Origin of the sequence: Sphingobium yanoikuyae, assembly GCF_013001025.1 — a bacterium.
Taxonomy (GTDB): Bacteria; Pseudomonadota; Alphaproteobacteria; order Sphingomonadales; family Sphingomonadaceae; genus Sphingobium; species Sphingobium yanoikuyae_A.
Genome location: NZ_CP053021.1, coordinates 631,987 through 648,975 on the forward strand (window position 1 = coordinate 631,987; position 16,989 = coordinate 648,975).

General features: G+C 66.4%; 15 protein-coding genes. 10 read left to right on the top strand and 5 right to left on the bottom strand.

The window, feature by feature from the left end; translation table 11 throughout:
* Positions 1-80: 80 nt before the first annotated feature.
* From murC to HH800_RS03440, 9 genes are all read left to right on the top strand, one after another.
* Complete coding sequence (murC, locus tag HH800_RS03400) at positions 81-1,508, top strand: UDP-N-acetylmuramate--L-alanine ligase (RefSeq protein WP_007711639.1); 1,428 nt, start codon at positions 81-83, stop codon at positions 1,506-1,508.
* Positions 1,508-1,705: a hypothetical protein gene (locus HH800_RS03405; RefSeq protein WP_169860187.1), complete on the top strand. Its 198-nt coding sequence runs from the start codon at positions 1,508-1,510 to the stop codon at positions 1,703-1,705. The genes murC and HH800_RS03405 overlap by 1 nt, the downstream gene beginning before the upstream one ends.
* 5 nt (positions 1,706-1,710) lie before the next feature.
* Positions 1,711-2,601: a UDP-N-acetylmuramate dehydrogenase gene (gene murB, locus HH800_RS03410; RefSeq protein WP_169860188.1), complete on the top strand. Its 891-nt coding sequence runs from the start codon at positions 1,711-1,713 to the stop codon at positions 2,599-2,601.
* Between the two features lie 121 nt (positions 2,602-2,722).
* On the top strand, positions 2,723-3,679 hold the full coding sequence (locus tag HH800_RS03415; protein WP_169860189.1) for a D-alanine--D-alanine ligase: 957 nt from the start codon (positions 2,723-2,725) through the stop codon (positions 3,677-3,679).
* Positions 3,672-4,634, top strand: a complete 963-nt coding sequence (locus HH800_RS03420) for a cell division protein FtsQ/DivIB (RefSeq protein WP_037510504.1) — start codon at positions 3,672-3,674, stop codon at positions 4,632-4,634. Before HH800_RS03415 ends, HH800_RS03420 begins: the two co-directional genes overlap by 8 nt.
* A gap of 3 nt (positions 4,635-4,637) precedes the next feature.
* Positions 4,638-5,921 (top strand): cell division protein FtsA, encoded by a 1,284-nt coding sequence (ftsA, locus tag HH800_RS03425; protein ID WP_004207952.1) that lies wholly within the window; start codon positions 4,638-4,640, stop codon positions 5,919-5,921.
* A 108-nt stretch (positions 5,922-6,029) separates the two neighbouring features.
* Complete coding sequence (gene ftsZ / locus HH800_RS03430; RefSeq protein WP_017501206.1) at positions 6,030-7,496, top strand: cell division protein FtsZ; 1,467 nt, start codon at positions 6,030-6,032, stop codon at positions 7,494-7,496.
* Between the two features lie 127 nt (positions 7,497-7,623).
* Complete coding sequence (locus HH800_RS03435; RefSeq protein WP_169860190.1) at positions 7,624-9,600, top strand: tetratricopeptide repeat protein; 1,977 nt, start codon at positions 7,624-7,626, stop codon at positions 9,598-9,600.
* Positions 9,601-9,609: 9 nt separating this feature from the next.
* The gene (locus HH800_RS03440; protein ID WP_169860191.1) at positions 9,610-10,761 is read left to right on the top strand and encodes a deoxyguanosinetriphosphate triphosphohydrolase; all 1,152 of its coding nucleotides are present in this window, start codon (positions 9,610-9,612) and stop codon (positions 10,759-10,761) included.
* Between the two features lie 422 nt (positions 10,762-11,183).
* Here the strand turns inward: HH800_RS03440 and HH800_RS03445 are convergent, their stop codons facing one another.
* Positions 11,184-11,414 carry a hypothetical protein gene (locus tag HH800_RS03445; RefSeq protein WP_169860192.1) on the bottom strand — a complete coding sequence of 77 codons (231 nt, stop codon included), beginning with the start codon at positions 11,412-11,414 and terminating at the stop codon, positions 11,184-11,186.
* Complete coding sequence (locus tag HH800_RS03450) at positions 11,411-13,738, bottom strand: GH92 family glycosyl hydrolase (protein WP_169860193.1); 2,328 nt, start codon at positions 13,736-13,738, stop codon at positions 11,411-11,413. Before HH800_RS03450 ends, HH800_RS03445 begins: the two co-directional genes overlap by 4 nt.
* Before the next feature lie 115 nt (positions 13,739-13,853).
* Between HH800_RS03450 and HH800_RS03455 the strand changes: the two genes are divergently transcribed.
* Positions 13,854-14,555: a glutamine amidotransferase gene (locus tag HH800_RS03455; RefSeq protein WP_169860194.1), complete on the top strand. Its 702-nt coding sequence runs from the start codon at positions 13,854-13,856 to the stop codon at positions 14,553-14,555.
* Between the two features lie 18 nt (positions 14,556-14,573).
* Here the strand turns inward: HH800_RS03455 and HH800_RS03460 are convergent, their stop codons facing one another.
* From HH800_RS03460 to HH800_RS03470, 3 genes are read right to left on the bottom strand one after another with little or no spacing between them, the layout of a single operon-like run.
* Positions 14,574-15,584, bottom strand: coding sequence for an SMP-30/gluconolactonase/LRE family protein (locus HH800_RS03460; RefSeq protein WP_169860195.1), 1,011 nt, complete (start codon positions 15,582-15,584; stop codon positions 14,574-14,576).
* Entirely contained in the window at positions 15,581-16,684 is a 1,104-nt protein-coding gene (locus tag HH800_RS03465) for a Gfo/Idh/MocA family protein (protein WP_169860196.1), read from the bottom strand. The genes HH800_RS03460 and HH800_RS03465 overlap by 4 nt, the downstream gene beginning before the upstream one ends.
* 28 nt (positions 16,685-16,712) lie before the next feature.
* Positions 16,713-16,982 carry a helix-turn-helix domain-containing protein gene (locus tag HH800_RS03470; protein WP_004211034.1) on the bottom strand — a complete coding sequence of 90 codons (270 nt, stop codon included), beginning with the start codon at positions 16,980-16,982 and terminating at the stop codon, positions 16,713-16,715.
* Positions 16,983-16,989 lie beyond the last annotated feature (7 nt).

The window sequence follows — 16,989 nt, forward strand, 5'->3', positions numbered from 1 at the left end:
GAAGCCGCTTCGCCTGCGGCTCTGCTGGGCCCTTCGACTTCGCTCAGGGCGAACGGATATTGGAACAAGGAATATCAGGCATGAAGGGTGTCGGCACCGACATCGGCACGATCCATTTCATCGGCATTGGCGGCATCGGCATGTCCGGCATCGCCGAAGTCATGCATAATCTGGGTTACAAGGTTCAAGGATCCGACGTCGCCGAAGGCTATGTCGTGGAAGGGCTGCGCGCCAAAGGCATCAAGGTGATGATCGGCCACAAGGCTGAAAATCTGGGCGATGCCGCCGTGGTCGTCACCTCGACCGCGATCAAGCGGGGCAATCCGGAAGTCGAGCTGGCGCTGGAAAATCGCGTGCCGGTAATCCGCCGCGCGGAAATGCTGGCCGAACTGATGCGCCTCAAATCCACGGTCGCCATCGCCGGCACCCATGGCAAGACCACGACCACCTCGATGGTCGCGGCGCTGCTGGACGCGGGCGGGGTCGATCCGACCGTCATCAACGGCGGCATCATCAACAGTTATGGCTCCAACGCGCGCCTGGGCAACAGCGACTGGATGGTCGTGGAAGCCGATGAGAGCGATGGCAGCTTCCTGCGCCTCGATGGCACGATCGCGGTCGTGACCAATATCGATCCCGAACATCTCGACCATTATGGCAGCTTCGACGCGGTGAAGGACGCCTTTGTCGAGTTTGTCGAGAATGTGCCCTTCTATGGCGCGGCGATGCTCTGCCTCGACCATCCCGAGGTGCAGGCTATCCTGCCGCGCGTGCAGGACCGTCGCATCGTCACCTATGGCTTCTCCGCCCAGGCCGATATTCGCGGCGAGAATGTCCAGCCGGTGCCCGGCGGCAATCGCTTCGATGTCCAGATCCGCGAGCGCGATGGCGCGACCCGCCGGATCGAGGGCATCGAACTGCCGATGCCCGGCCGCCACAATGTGCTGAACGCCATGGCCGCGATCGGCGTGGCGTTGCAGATGGGCATTGATGACGCGACCATCCAGACCGGCTTCGCCAAGTTCGGCGGCGTGAAGCGCCGCTTCACCAAGGTCGGGGAAATCCCGGCGGGGGCAGGCGTGGCCACCGTCATCGACGATTATGGCCACCATCCGGTCGAGATCAAGGCGGTGCTCGCCGCCGCCCGCGAAGGCGCCAAGGGCCGGGTGATCGCCGTGGTTCAGCCGCATCGCTTCACTCGCCTGCGCGACCTGATGGATGATTTCCAGCAGGCCTTCAACGACGCCGACATCGTCTATGCCGCCCCGGTCTATACCGCTGGCGAGCAGCCGATCGAGGATGTCGATAGCGCAGCGCTGGTCGCCGGGCTCAAGCGCCGTGGCCATCGCAACGCCGCCACCGTCGCCGATGCGGACGATCTTGCCCGCGTCATCGCCGCCGATGTCCAGGCCGACGACATGATCATCTGCCTGGGGGCCGGCGACATCACCAAATGGGCGGCGGGCCTGTCCGCTGCGGTCACCGCCAAGGTCAAGGAAACCGCCTGATGTTCGAGCTCTTCAATGTCGGCCTGGAAATGCAGAAGCGCATGATCGACATGCAGATGCAGGGCGTGGAGGTCGCGCGCGACATGGTCGAGGCGGCACATAAGCAGGTGCAGACCGGCATGGCGGCGCATCAGGCCGGCGAGGCGGGCATGAAGGCGATGAAGAGCTGGATGAATCTCTGGGGCGTGCGCGGTTGACGACAATGGTTGCTCTCCCGGCCGTTCGCGGCGCGCTCAAGGCCGATGCGCCGCTGGCACCGCTCGTCTGGTTCAAGGCGGGCGGGGCGGCGCAATGGCTGTTCGAGCCCAAGGACGCCGACGACCTGTCCGATTTCCTTGCCATGCTCGACCCGGCGATGCCGGTGATGGCGCTCGGCCTCGGCTCCAACCTGATCGTTCGCGATGGCGGCGTGCCGGGCGTGGTGGTGCGTCTGGGCAAGCCCTTCGCCAAGGTGGAGGCGCTGGACGCCACCACCCTGGTCTGCGGCGGTGGTGCGTCGGGCATCCTCGTATCCTCGACCGCGCGGGACGCAGGCATTGCCGGTCTCGAATTTCTCCGCTCCATCCCCGGCACGGTCGGCGGCTTCGTGCGGATGAATGGCGGCGCCTATGGCCGCGAGACCGCGGACATATTGGTGGAATGCGAGGTGGTGCTGCGCTCGGGCGAGCAGGTGACCTTGCTCAACCGCGATCTTCATTACAGCTATCGCCATTCCAACATGGTCGATGGCGCGGTCGTGGTATCGGCGACCTTCCGCGGCGAACCGGGCGAACCGGCCGCAATCCAGGCGGAAATGGACCGCATCGCCACCGCGCGCGAGGAAAGCCAGCCGCTGCGCAGCAAGACCGGCGGATCGACCTTCAAGAACCCGGACGGGCACAAGGCCTGGGCGCTGGTCGATGAAGCGGGCTGTCGCGGCCTCGCGCTGGGCGGCGCGCAGGTGAGCGAGAAGCACACCAACTTCCTGCTCAACACCGGCGACGCCACCAGCGCCGACATCGAAGCGCTGGGCGAGGAAGTCCGCCGCCGCGTCAAGGAAAAGAGCGGCGTCGAGCTGGAATGGGAAATCCAGCGTGTGGGGTTGGCGAAGTGATTTGTGCTCCCAATCCGTCATCCCAGCGAAGGCTGGGATCCCTCTTTTCTTCCTTCGCTGCGTTCAAAGGCAGTGAGATGCCAGCCTTCGCTGGCATGACGATGTATCTGGAGTGTTACGCATGAGCCGTGGTCCCTGGCATGTCGCCGTATTGATGGGCGGCTGGTCTGCGGAGCGGCCGGTGTCGCTGTCGAGCGGCGAGGGTGTTGCCAAGGCGCTGGAATCGCGCGGGCATCGGGTCACGCGGATTGACATGGATCGCGACGTCGCCGCGCGCCTGGCCGAAACCGGGGCGGATGTGGTGTTCAACGCGCTGCATGGCGTGCCGGGCGAGGATGGCACGGTGCAGGGCATGATGGACCTGATGGGCCTCACCTACACCCATAGCGGCCTCGCCACCTCGGTCATCGCGATCGACAAGCAGCTGACCAAGCAGGCGCTGGTGCCGCACGGCATCCCTATGCCCGGCGGCCATATCGTGACGAGCGAGAGCCTGTACGCCGGCGACCCGCTGCCGCGCCCCTATGTTCTGAAGCCCGTCAATGAGGGCAGCTCGGTCGGCGTCGCGATCGTCACGGCCGAGGGCAATTATGGCAATCCCATCGCCCGTGACAGCGTCGGCCCCTGGCAGGAATTTCCCGAGCTTCTGGCCGAACCCTATATTCGCGGGCGCGAGCTGACCACCGCCGTGCTGGGCGATGAGGCGCTGCTCGTCACCGAGCTGCGCCCCAAGAGCGGCTTCTATGATTTCGACGCCAAATATACCGACGGCATGACCGAACATGTCTGCCCGGCGGAGATACCGGACGACATTACCGAAGCATGCAAGGCGATCGCGCTCAAGGCGCACCAGCTGCTTGGCTGCAAGGGCGCGTCGCGCTCCGACTTCCGCTGGGACGACAGCCAGGGCGTCGAGGGGCTTTACCTGCTGGAGGTCAATACCCAGCCGGGCATGACCCCCTTGAGCCTGGTGCCGGAACAGGCGAAAAAGCTGGGCATCGAATATGCCGAGCTGGTCGAGCGGATCTGCGAGGAAGCATTGACGAGGGGGCCGAACATGGGGGCTGGCAATGGCTGAGGCACGGATCCGGCGCGGCGGCACGGCGCGGCTGAGCACGGCGCGGGGCAAGGTGCGCGCCAAGGCCGGATCGGGCCGTGGCCGCCAGCTCAAGCGCCAATCCTCGTTCGATCGGCTGCTCGAACTGCTGCCGATCAGCGAGGATACGCTGCAGAAGCTGGCCACCTGGGCCATCTTCGCGATCTTCGGTGGCATATTGATCGCCATCGCCATCTATGCCGGTCTGCCCGACATGGCGCGCCAGCAGGCGGCAAGCCTGGCCGCGCGCGCTGGTTTCGAGGTGGAGAAGGTCGAGGTGCGCGGCGTCGAGCGCATGGACGAGATGCCGGTCTATAATATCGCGCTTGGCCAGGTCGATCGCTCGATGCTCTCGCTCGACCTGCCCAAGGTGCGGCAGGAAATGCTGAAGCTTGGTTGGGTCAAGGATGCGCGCATTTCCCGTCGCCTGCCCGACACGCTGGTTGTCGATATCGTCGAGCGTGATCCGGTCGCGGTGTGGCAGCATGACGGGCAATTGCATCTGATCGACGTGGCCGGCGTGGTGCTGCAATCGGTGTCGGCCGGGGCGATGCCGGACCTGCCACTTGTGGTCGGCCCCAACGCCAATCTCCAGACCGCCGGCCTCAACAAACTGATGGAAAGCGCGCCTGCCTTGAAGCCGATGCTGGCTGGCGCAACCTGGGTCGGGAACCGTCGCTGGGATCTGCGCTTTCAGTCTGGGGAGACGCTGTCGCTGCCTGAAGGCGAACAGACATCGGCGGCAGCGCTGGTGAATTTCGCGCGCATGGATGGCGTCAACCGGCTGCTCGGCCGGGGCATCGTCAAGTTCGACATGCGCGATCCCGATCGTTTCGTGCTGCGTCTGCCGCAGGGCCAGACCAGCGATAAGCCGGCAGCGGCGGACGCCAAGGCGGAAAAGACCGCAAGTGCGCCTGCCGCGGGCGAGGAAGGCTAAGTCATGGCACAGCCCAAGGTCGAAAAGCTCATCACCGCGATCGATATCGGATCGTGGAAGGTGTCCGCGCTGATCGCGGGGCGCACCGATACGGGTGAGCTGGCGATCCTGGGCACCGGCCAGCGCGAGAGCCGGGGCGTGCGCCGCGGTTTCATCGCCGACATGGAGCGCACCGAACTGGCCGTGCGCGAGACGGTGGAACAGGCCGAGCGTGTCGCCGGCACCAATATCGAGGATGTCTGGGTCAGCTTCTCGGGCGGCAGCCTGGTGAGCGACGTCGTCACGGTCGAGCGCGACATGGGCGGCTATCGCGTCGAGCAGCCGGACATCGACGATCTGCTGACCACCGGCCAGCAGGGTATCGACCCCGATGGCCGCATCATCCTTCACGCGCAGCCGACCTGCTTCACCATCAATGGCAAGGTGCCGGTGAAGAAGCCGCTGGGCATGCATGCCGATCTGCTGGGCGTCGACATCCATGTCGTGCTGGCGGATGGCGCGCCGCTCGCCAATCTCGACCTGTGCGTGCGTGGCGCCTATCTGAACGTCAATTCGATCGTCGCTTCGCCGATCGCGACCGGGCTTGCCTGCTTGTCGGAAGAGGAGCGCGACCTGGGCGTGGCGCTGGTCGAGATGGGGGCAGGGGTCACCAATGTCTCGCTCTATGCCGGCGGCATGCTGGTGGGGCTGCATTCGATCCCGATGGGCGCGTCCGACATCACCGATGATATCGCTTCGGCCTTTGGCATTCGCCGCAGCCAGGCGGAGCGGATCAAATGCTTCTATGGTTCGGCGATGCAGAACCGCCGCGACTTCCGCGAGATGATCGAGATCGCGACGCCCCATGGCGATGTCGCCATTCCGGGGCAGAGCGCCGGCCCCAATGCGGAAGGCGGCAAGATCACCCGCGCAGCGCTGGTCGGCGTCATTTGCGAACGGCTGAACCAGATCATGGCGGAAGTGAATGCGGCGCTGGCCGGCATGGGCTTCAACAGCACCGGGCGCCAGGTCGTGCTGACCGGTGGCGGCGCGGAGATGAAGGGCATTGCCGACTATGCGCAAGGTGCATTGGGGCGTGCGGTGCGGGTCGGTCGCCCGCGCGGCTTGTCAGCCATGCCCGAAGCGCATAGTGGCCCGGCCTTCGCCACTTTGGCCGGATTGGCGCTTTACGGCGCTTCAAACCCGGTTGATCTTAGGGCGATGGCGCCTGCGCCGCAAACCGTGCATCGTCTGGGCGCCCCGCAATGGTGGCAGCGCATGATGCGGGCGATGCGGACGAATTACTGAGCGAATTTGAACGAAAACGAAAATAGCAGGTGAAATACTCTATTTTCTGGTGTTAACAATTGATGACGGTTGTCACTTCCTGACGAGGAAGCTGAGGGAGCAAAGTATATGAGCATCGAGATCAGCCCGCCGCATGTGGATGAATTGAAGCCACGCATTGCGGTGATAGGCGTTGGCGGTGCAGGCGGTAACGCCATCGCGAACATGATCGCGGCCAGCGTCGAGGGCGTCGACTTCATCGTCGCCAATACCGACGCGCAGGCGCTGAACGCCTCGCCGGCCGAACGGCGCATCCAGCTTGGCCCGCAGATCACCGAGGGTCTGGGCGCCGGTTCGCGCCCCGAAATCGGTCGCGCGGCGGCCGAGGAAACGATCATCACCGTCGAACAGGCGCTGGAAGGCGCCCATATGTGCTTCATCACCGCCGGCATGGGCGGCGGCACCGGCACCGGTGCGGCCCCGGTCATCGCCAAGGCGGCGCGTGAAAAGGGCATCCTGACCGTCGGCGTCGTGACCAAGCCCTTCACCTTCGAGGGCAATCGCCGCATGAAGTCGGCGGAAAGCGGCATCGACGAGCTGCAGAAGCATGTCGACACGCTGATCGTCATCCCGAACCAGAATCTGTTCCTGATCGCCAACCCGAACACGACCTTCAAGGAAGCGTTCCAGATGGCGGACGAGGTGCTGCAGCAGGGCGTGCGCTCGATCACCGACCTGATGATCATGCCGGGCCTCATCAACCTCGACTTTGCCGACGTCCGTTCGGTGATGGGCGAAATGGGCAAGGCGATGATGGGCACCGGCGAAGCGGAAGGCGACGGCCGTGCGCTTCAGGCGGCGGAAAAGGCGATCGCCAACCCGCTGCTCGACGGCGTGTCGATGCGCGGCGCCAAGGGCGTGATCGTGTCGATCGTCGGTGGCGACGACATGCGCCTCATGGAAGTCGACGAAGCCGCCAACCATATCCGCGAACTGGTCGATCCCGATGCGAACATCATCTGGGGCAGCGCCTTCAACGACAATCTGAACGGCAAGATCCGCGTATCGGTCGTCGCGACCGGCATCGACAATGAAGTCGGCAGCCAGGCCGCGCCGCTGACCCAGCCGTTCAGCTTTGCCAGCCGTCCGGCCGTCGCCGTGCCGCAGGCACCGCGTCCGGCACCGGTGGCCGCGCCCGCGCCGGCCGCGCCGGTCGCTGCTGCGCCGGCCCCGGTCGCCGCGCCCGAGCCCGAAGCGCTGGAACTGGACGTGCCCGAAGCCCCGGCGCCCGCGCCGATCGCGGCGCCTGCCGCCGAAAAGGCACCGCCGGCCTTCGCGCCTGCGCGTCCCGCCGCCGTCTTCTCCGACGAGGATCCCTCGCAGGATGAACTGCTGCTCGGCGCCGAAGCAGCCGAACCGACCGCACCGGAAGCCGCGCCCAAGCCCGCCCAGCCGGCGCCGCGCGTCGCGACCGGTGGCACGCTGTTCGAGCGTATGGCCGGCCTGACCCGTGGCAGCGAAAAGGCACCGGGCGCCGAAGAAGGCACGCAGGGTCTGGATATCCCGCGTTTCCTCAACCGCCAGAACAACCAGTAAGGCCAGCGTGCGGGCATAGGCCCGCACCGGCCTGCCAAAGGCGCGCCGTCGGTCGCTTCGGGCGACCCGGCGCGCTTTTTTGTGCAGGTCATTTCCCATTGCTTCCGCGATCCGCTAAGGCAGCCATGTGACACGATCTCATCTATGGATTCTCGGCAGCCTGCTTCTTGCCACGGCTGCGCAGGCGCAAACCGACCAGGCCGATCTGGTCCGGCCCTCGGGCGCCGCAGACCTCAACAATAATCTGGCGAAACTGGCCACCAATCCGCGTGATTTCAACGCGTTGGTGGGGGCGGGCGAAGCCGCGCTGGAGCTGGACGATGCCCGCGCGGCCGCCGGTTTCTTTGCCCGCGCCGACGCGATCCAGCCCAATAATGGACGCACCAAGGCGGGCCTGGGGCGGGTCATGCTGAAGATGCAGAACCCGGCCGAAGCGCTGCGCCTGTTCGACCAGGCGACCCGTGCCGGCTATCCCGAAGCGACCATCCAGGGCGACCGTGGCCTTGCGCGCGACATGACCGGCGACCAGGCCGGGGCGCAGCGCGATTATCATGCCGCCCTGCAGCGCACCCCGGACGATGCCGAACTGGTGCGCCGCTACGCTGCCTCGCTTGGTATTTCGGGGCAGGTGGATGCCGCCGACAAGGTGTTGCAGCCGCTGCTCTACAAGAGCGACCGGGCCGCCTGGCGCTATAATGCCTTCATCCTGGCGATGAACAACCGCCAGGCCGAGGCCAAGAAGGTGGTCGACCAGACCATGCCGGCCCAGCTGGCGAGCGCCATCACCCCCTATATGCAGAAAATGCCCTATCTGACGGCGGCGCAGAAGGCGGCTGCGGTCCATTTCGGTCATTTCCCGCAGGTGGTCGCGACCAGCATCACGCCGATCGTGCCGACCCCGCCGGCGCCGGGTGTCCAACTGGCGTCGCGCGACGCCGCACCTGCCGCCGCCGCGTCGACCGCGCCGGCCCAGGGGGATCGCCGCACGACCCGCAACGGCAGTGGCCGGCAGCGCGGCACGTCGCTGGCCCGCGCGCCGCTCGGCACGCCCCCCTCTAGCCAGTCCCGCGCCCGCCAGCCTGCCGCCAGCCAGCCCGCGTCGACCCAGAGCCGGACGCAGGTTGCCGCACAAGCCACGCAGCCTGCTGCCCCCACGCCGACGCCTGCGCCCGCAACGGTCCAGCCGCTGCCCGCCGACACGCGCGGACGCCAGCCGGTCGTCCAGCCGACGCCGAGCCAGAGCGCCCGTTCGGAGATGGTGCAGCCGGTGCCCGGTCAGGCGACCACCCAGACGCCAGCGCCCGCGCCAACCCCGGCACCAACTCCCGCCCCGGTCCGCAGCGCATCGGCCGATGTGCAGGGGCCGCCTGCGCCGGGCCTCGACGCGCTGGACGGCGGCGCCCCGCGCTCCACCGCACCGGCGCCGACCACCGGCCAGCCAAGCGCCGCTTCGCAGCTCAATTCGAGCGCCCTTGCCCAGGCGTCGAGCGTGACCCCGCCCGCGCCGCAGGGCACGCCGCCCGCGGAGACGGCATCGGCGCCGGTCGCCACCCAATTTACGCCGCCGGCCGACAGCGCTGCGCCGCAGCCGGCGCCGGAGGCGACGCGCAGTCTGGCCGACATCATTCACGCCATCGACGTGCCCGACAGCGAGCGCCGCTCGAACGTGGTCGCGGTCGACCTGGCCGAGGTCGAGAAGCTGCAGGCCGCCCGCCGGGCCGCCGCCCGCCAGGCGGAGGCCGACAAGGCGAAGAAGGCGGCCGCCGCCAAGGCCAAGGCGGAAGCCGACGCCAAGGCGAAGAAGGAAGCCGAGGAAAAGAAGCGGCTGGCCGCCAACCCCGCGCGCAACTGGGTGCAGATCGGCACCGGGCAGAAGAGCGCGCTGGCCTTCACCTTCAAGCGCTTGCAGGGCAAATATGACGCGGTCGCGCCGCAGGATGGCTGGAGCGCAAGCTGGGGCCAGACGTCCCGCCTGTTGATCGGTCCCTTTGCCAGCTTCACCCGCGCCAGGACGGTCGAGGCGGACCTCAAAAAGGCCGGCGCCGACGCCTTTGCCTGGCAGAGCGATGCGGGCGAGGTGGTCGAAAAGCTGGGCAGCAAATAAGAGGTTCGCATGACGATGCTCGCATCCTACGCCTCTCAGCCCGACCAGAGCCGGGGGCGGCTCCATGCCGAACCGGGCGGCGAGATGCGCGGCCCGCGCGACGTGTTTCAGCGCGACCGCGACCGCATCATCCATTCGATCTCCTTCCGCCGGCTGCGGCACAAGACGCAGGTGTTCGTGTCGCCCGACGGCGATCATTATCGCGTGCGCATGACCCACAGTCTGGAGGTGGCGCAGATCGGCCGCGCCATCGCCCGCACGCTTGCCCTCAACGAGGATCTGACCGAGGCGCTGTGCCTGGCCCATGATATCGGCCATCCGCCCTTCGGCCATGCCGGCGAGGATGCGCTGGAGGCGGCGCTGGAGGATCATGGCGGCTTCGATCATAATGCGCATACGCTGCGCACGCTGATGCTGCTGGATTCGCCCTATCCGCGCTTTCGCGGCCTGAACCTCAGCTGGGAAATGCTGGAGGGGCTGGCCAAGCATAATGGACCGGTGACCAGGCCCGGCTGGGCGATGCGCGAACTGGACGCGCTGTTTCCGCTCGACCTTGTCAGCCATGCCTCGCTGGAGGCGCAGCTGGCAGCGCTGTCGGACGATATCGCCTATGACAATCACGACATTGACGATGGCCTGCGCGCCGGGCTGCTGAGCCTGGAGCAGCTTTTGACCGTGCCGCTGGTGCGCCATTGCTGGGATCGGGTGACGGCCCGCTATCCCGATGTGCCGCAGGATCGGCTGCTGCGCGAACTGGTGCGCGAACAGATTGGCGTGATGGCCAATGACCTGCTCACCACCACCCGCGCCAATATCGCGGCCGCCGGGGTTGAGACGGTCGCCGATGTCCGCGCGCTGGGCCGCACGCTGGTCGCTTTCTCGCCCGAACTGGCGGCGCAGGAACGCGAGCTGAAGCGCTTCATGTATGCGACCCTCTATCATCATCCCGACCAGCTCGCCGCCGCCGACCGGGCACGGGTGATCGTGATCGACCTGTTCCGCGCCTATCTGGCCGACCCCGCGCTGATGCCGCCCGAATGGCGCGACGAATGCGCGCTGGAGGAACCGACCCGCAGCCGCCACATCGCCGACTTCATCGCCGGCATGACCGACCGCTATGCCGAAAAATGCCATGCCGAAATTTGCGGGGCACTGGTCTAGGCGCGAGCCGCCGGTCGGGGTTCAATACAAAATACCGGATTGGAAAAAGGGGGGGCGATGGTGGCATCGGGCTGTGACGCTTAACGACCAATTCCAGACTGTTCCCCCTCCCGTAAACGGGAGGGGGTTAGGGGGTAGGAAGGACGTCGCCAAAGCCCACCCCGCTGCGACTAACGCGCTGCGCGCGCAAGTCTCGCTACCCCTGTTGTCGGCCGGCGCGGTGCAGGGGGCGTCGAAGGGCGAGAGACGGTCATGGATGCCATGATTGTCGGCCGCGTGAAGGCGGGCAGGGCAGCGCCAGTGTGCGCGGCCATCATCATCGCGATCAGCATGGATCCTCCATCGGAGCGTCAGCAGCCGTCGGGCGACTATGATCCTGCGCCGGGGCGACCGCAATCTGGAAATGCGATCTGGCCTGCCGCCTACGCGGCGCGGAAGCACTGCAGGATCTTGCTGCGATGGGTCTTTTCCATCACGAAGATGGTGTCGGCCCAGCGCAGCATCTCATCGTCCAGCGGCGTTTCCGCGTCATGGTTGGTGCCCGCCGACAGGGTTTCGATGCCGGGATGGTCAGCGAAAATCTGTTCGGCGGTCGGGCTGCGCAGCTTGTTCTGGCTGCAGACGAAGAGATAATGCCGGTCCCGCGCCTTCACTTACCATAGCCGGTCATGGAGAAGGGGCGGGCCTTTACGCCGGTCGCCCATGTCTTGTTGGGGCTGGCCTGCATGGTGAAGCGCAGTTCGCCGCCAGCGCGGATTTCCGCGTCGGTGATATAGCCGCGATCGAGCGGCTTGCCGTTCAGCGTCACCTGGCCGACATAGCGGTTGGCGTCGGTCAGGCCGTCGGCAATCACGGTGAAGCGGTGGCCGCTGGGCAAGGTCATCTCGGCGCGGTCGACGAAGGGGCGGCCGATCACATATTGGTTGCTGCCCGGCGCCACGGGATAGAAGCCCAGGGCGGTGAAGACCAGCCAGGCGGACATCTGGCCCAGATCGTCATTGCCGGCCAGGCCTTCGGGCGTGGGCTTATACTGGCTGTCGACGATCTGCTTCAGGCGCTCCTGCGTGCGCCAGGGCTGGCCCGCATAGCTGTAGAGATAGGCGACATGGTGGCTGGGTTCGTTGCCATGGATATATTGGCCGATCAGGCCGGATATGTCTTCGGCATGGCTATAGTCGATCTTGCTATTGTCATAGTCGAACATGGCGTCGAGCTTGGCGACGGTCTTCGCGTCGCCGCCCAGCAGGCGGAACAGCCCGCCCTGATCGTGCGGCATGAACCAGCTATATTGCCAGGCATTGCCCTCCGTATAGTCGCTGCCATAGTTGATCGCGGTCGGATCGAAGGGGGTGCGGAAGCTGCCATCCGCCTGGCGCGCGCGCAGGAAACCGGTCTTGGCGTCGAAGCTGTTGCGCCAGTATTGGGCGCGCTTCTCGAAGCGCTCTGCCGTGGCGGTGTCGCCCAGCTGGCGGGCGAGGCGGGCGATGGTCCAGTCGTCATAGGCATATTCGACCGTCTTGGACGCGGCTTCGGGTTCGCGGTCGATGGGGACATAGCCAAGCTTCATATAGTCGCCGAGGCCGCCATAGGGCGCATAGTCGGCGCTGGCGACCATGGCTTTCAGCGCGCCGGCGCAATCGATGCCCCTGATCCCTTTCAGGCAGGCGTCGGCGATGACCGGGACGGCATGATAGCCGATCATCGTCCAGGTCTCCTTGCCGCCAAACTGCCAGACGGGCAGGATGCCGAACGGGCTGGTCTTCTGCCCCGCGACCAGCGAGTTCACGAAATCGGCATTTTTCGCTTCGGGCTGGATCAGCGTCAGCAGCGGATGTTCGGCGCGGAACGTATCCCACAGCGAGAAGGTGGAATGCATGGTGAAGCCGGTTCCGGCATGGACCTGATCGTCCGGCCCGCGCCAGCGGCCGTCGGTATCGCTCCAGACGCTGGGCGCCATCAGGCTGTGATATAGGGCGGTGTAGACATTGGTGCGCATCGGCTTGGGCGCATCGATCTTCACGGCCCCAAGCGCATCGTTCCAGGCGGTGCGGGTCTTCGCCCGGATCGCGTCGAAATCGCCCGGCTCGCTGGCGAGGTTGGCGATCGCGCCATCCTCGTCCACGCCCGACAGCGCGACCTTCGCCTCCAGCGGTTTCGTCAGCGTGCCAAAGTCGAGCTGGGCCACCAGCGCGCGGCCGGAGAGGGAATCCAGCGTCTCGGGGCCGCGACCGGGGCCCTTGAAGCCTTTGTACAAGATGTCCTTTTCGGTGCTGACGAAGCGGTGGCTGGTCAGCGGCGCGGAAAAGCGGATGGCGAAGAAGATGCGCCGGGGCGTCGCCCAACCGCGCACCTCGCGCGATCCGGTAATCGTGCCGTCGGGGCGGATGCGGATGGAGGACCAGAGGATCTTGCCGGGATAATCATAGATGATCGAGCGCAGGTCGAGTAGCAGATGCGCGGCCTTGCCGGTGGGGAAGGCATAGCGGTGGACACCGACACGGGTGCCGGCGGTCATTTCCGCACGCACGCCCGGATCGGTCAGGGTGACGGCATAATAGCCGGCCGAGGCGACCTCATCGGCCTTGTGCGAGCGGAAGCCGGGGGTCTTGTCGTCGCCGGCCTCCAGCGGGACGCTGTCGCCGCTGACCGGCATCACCAGGAAATCGCCCAGATCGCTATGGCCTGCGCCCGAGAAATGGGTGTGGGAAAAGCCGAGGATCACCGGGTCTTCGTGGCGATAGCCGGCGGCCCAATTATAGGTCTGGCGGGCCGGGCCGACATGGGTGTCGGGCGAGAGCTGGACCATGCCGAAGGGGGCGACGGCGCCGGGGAAGGTGTGGCCTTCACCCGAGGTGCCGATGAAGGGGTCGACCGCATCGACCGGCGCGGAAGGCGCTTCGCTGGTCTGGGCGGAAAGGGCGGTGCCGGTGAGCAGGGCGGCCAGCAGGACGGGGCGAGCGATGCGGGTCAGGATCATGGCGCTGGGTTAAATCATGGCCGGGCGGCCGGGCCAAGCCGATAGCGGCAATTTTCTGTCCCCAAGAAAGGCTGGGCTGGCGTCGGCGGGTTTGGCTGGCTAGCTATCGCAGGTAATGAAAAGAGCGTTGATCGTCCGACATGTGCCGCGCGAGGGTGCGGCAGGCTATCTCCAGCCGATCGAGGCGGCCGGCTATCAGATCGAGCGGATCGATGTGGCCAGCCCCGATTTCGCCGATATCGACCTGACCGAACCGGATCTGCTCATCATGATGGGCGGGCCGATGGGCGTCTATGAGCAAGATGTGCATCCCTGGATCCCGGTGCAGATCGGCAAGCTTTCCGCGCGGCTGGCGGCGGACCGGCCGACGCTGGGCGTGTGCCTGGGCAGCCAGATGATCGCGGCGGCGCTGGGCGCGCGGGTTTATCCGGGCGGGCATATGGAACTGGGCTTTGCGCCGGTCAGCGTCAATGCGGCGGGGGCGGGATCACCGCTGCGCCATATCGACGGCGTGCCAGTGCTGCACTGGCATAGCGACACGTTCGACCTGCCCGACCATGTCGAGCTGCTGGGATCGACCGATCGCTATGCGCATCAGGCGTTCCGACGCGGGGCCAATCTGTTGGCGCTGCAATTCCACGCCGAAATGGGCGAGGATCCGCGCTTCGAGGACTGGCTGACCCATTTCTGGGCCGATCTGGACGTGGCCGGAAAATGCGGCATCGCGCTGCGGAAGGATCATGACGATCATGGGCCGGGCGCGGTGGCGGCGGGCCGGGCGATGATCGGCGAATGGCTGGTGGGAATCGAGGCGTAAGGAACCCACCTCCTTTCGCTAGCCACTGCGGGCTATCAGCGGCACTGCGGCCAGCCGGTCGGCCGACGTCAGGAAAAATGTCTTGCCGCCCTCGCCGATGCAGCAATTGGCGATTGCCTTGCCGGTGCGGATCTTGCCGAGTAGCCTGCCGTCGGGCGCGCAGACATGGACGCCGCCGGGGCCGGTGGCAAAGACCGTGCCGTCGGCCGCGGTCTTGATCCCGTCGGGCAGGCCCGGCTCGCCGGCCGCCAGTTCCCTGGCCATGTCGCGGAACAGGCGCTGCCCCGTGGGCAGGCCGTCCGCGCCCAGGCTGTAGGCCAGCACCTGCGGTCGTTTCTCGTCCGACAGCGCCAGATAGAGGGTGCGGCCGTCGGGCGAGAGGGTCACGCCATTGGGCCGGCGATGGCTGCCGTCGATCAGCGTCACCATGCCGTCGGGCGTCAGCCGGTAGAGGCCGTTGAAGCCGATCTCGCGCAGCGATGACGTGTCGCCATCGGTCAGGCCATAGGGCGGGTCGCTGAAATAGATGCTGCCATCGCCCGCGATCGTCAGGTCATTGGGGCTGTTGAAGCGCTTGCCCTGATAGCGGTCGGCGAGGATGGTCCGCGCCTTTGTCTTGAGGTCTACACGCACGATCGCGCGCGTGCCGCTGTCGGCGCCGACCAGATGGCCGTCCCTGTCGATCGCGATGCCGTTGAGGCCGGCTTCGCGTATCTCCTTGGGGATCGCGGTCTGCAGGCCCGAGGGCGAGAGGAAGGACGACACGCCATCCTTGCGGGTCCAGCGATAGACGATGTTGGACGGCGGATCGCCGAACAGCAACGCGTCGATCGGCGCGGCCCAGGTCGGCCCCTCTGCCCAGCGATAGCCCTGCGCCAATATCTCCACCTGCGCGCCGGGCGCGATGATGCGGTCCAGCGCCGGGTCGATCCGGTCGATCCGCGCGGCCGGCAGGTCGGCAGCATGTGCGAAGGCGTGGGTGAGCGGCAGGGCGGCCATCCCGGCCAGCAGGGTGCGACGATCGATCATGCGGTGAGGCTAACCGAGCGATGCTCCGCAGCCGAGCGATAGATCGCCTCGATCACGCGCAGATCGGCCAGCCCCTCCTCACCCGCGACGATCGGCGCGGTGCCGTTCGCGATGCACTCGGGCAGATGGTCCAACTGCGCGGCAAACTGGTTCTTCGCCGGCGCCGGCAGGCTGCGCGGCGTGGTCACGCCATCCTTGCGGATCATCATCGTCTGGCCGCTATATTGGGTCGCGGGTTCCATATCGATCCAGCCCTGGGTGCCGATCACCCGATAGCCATTATGGGCCGAGCTGTAGCTCGACACGCAATTGGCGATGATGCCCGACGGAAAGCGCAGCATGAAGTTTATCCGGTCCTCGACGGTGGCGAAGCGCGGATCGCTGCGGTCGGTGCTGGCGATCGCGCTCACCTCCACCGGCTCCTCGCCGCTCAGGTAGCGCGCGGCGTTGAGGCTATAGATGCCGATGTCCATCATCGATCCGCCACCCGACAGGGGCTTGTCGAGCCGCCATTGCCCGGCCTTGATCGGGAAGCCATGTTCGGCGGTAACGATCCGCGTCGGCCCGACATGGCCGCTCCGCGCCAGCTCGATCGCCAGGCGGTTATAAGGCTCGAAGCGGGAGCGATAGCCGATCATCAGCTTGCGGCCGGCCTTGGCGCAGGCGGCGATCATCGCCTGGCATTCGGCCACCGACACCGCCATCGGCTTCTCGCACATCACATGCTTGCCCGCCTGCGCGGCGCGGATGCTGTATTCGGCATGGAGGCTGTTGGGCAGGACGATATAGACGATGTCGATATCGGGATTGTCGCGGATGCGGTCGAACTCGGCATAGCTGTAGCGATGCGTCTTGGGGATGCCGTACTGGTCGCCATATTGCGCCAGCTTGGCCGGCGTGCCGCTGACCAGCGCGACCAGCTTCGCATGCTCGCAGCCGGCGAAATTGGGCATGAACTGCTGCGTGGCATAATAGCCCAGGCCCACAATGGCATAGCCCAGCTTGCGCTGTGGCGCGGCGCAGGCGGCCGTGCTGCCCATGCCGGCCAGCACCAGCCCGGCGCCGATGCCCCCCATCAACTCCCGTCGCGATCGATCCATGCGGCGTCTCCCGCCAAGAGGGTGGTGTTCAGTCGGCGGCGCGGCTCAGCGCCGGGCGCATCCAGCCGAAATGGCTGGCGGCGATGGCGACCTGGGTGCGGTTGCGGACGTTGAGCTTGCGCATCAGCGCGGTCATATGGACCTTCACCGTCGCCTCGGCCATGCCCAGCTCATAGGCGATCTGCTTGTTGAGCAGGCCCGAATGGACGCAGCGCATCACCTTCATCTGGGTCGGCGTGAGATGTGGAGCTTCGGGGACCATCTGGTCCTGGCGATCGAGAATATGCAGATCCTGCATCCTGCCT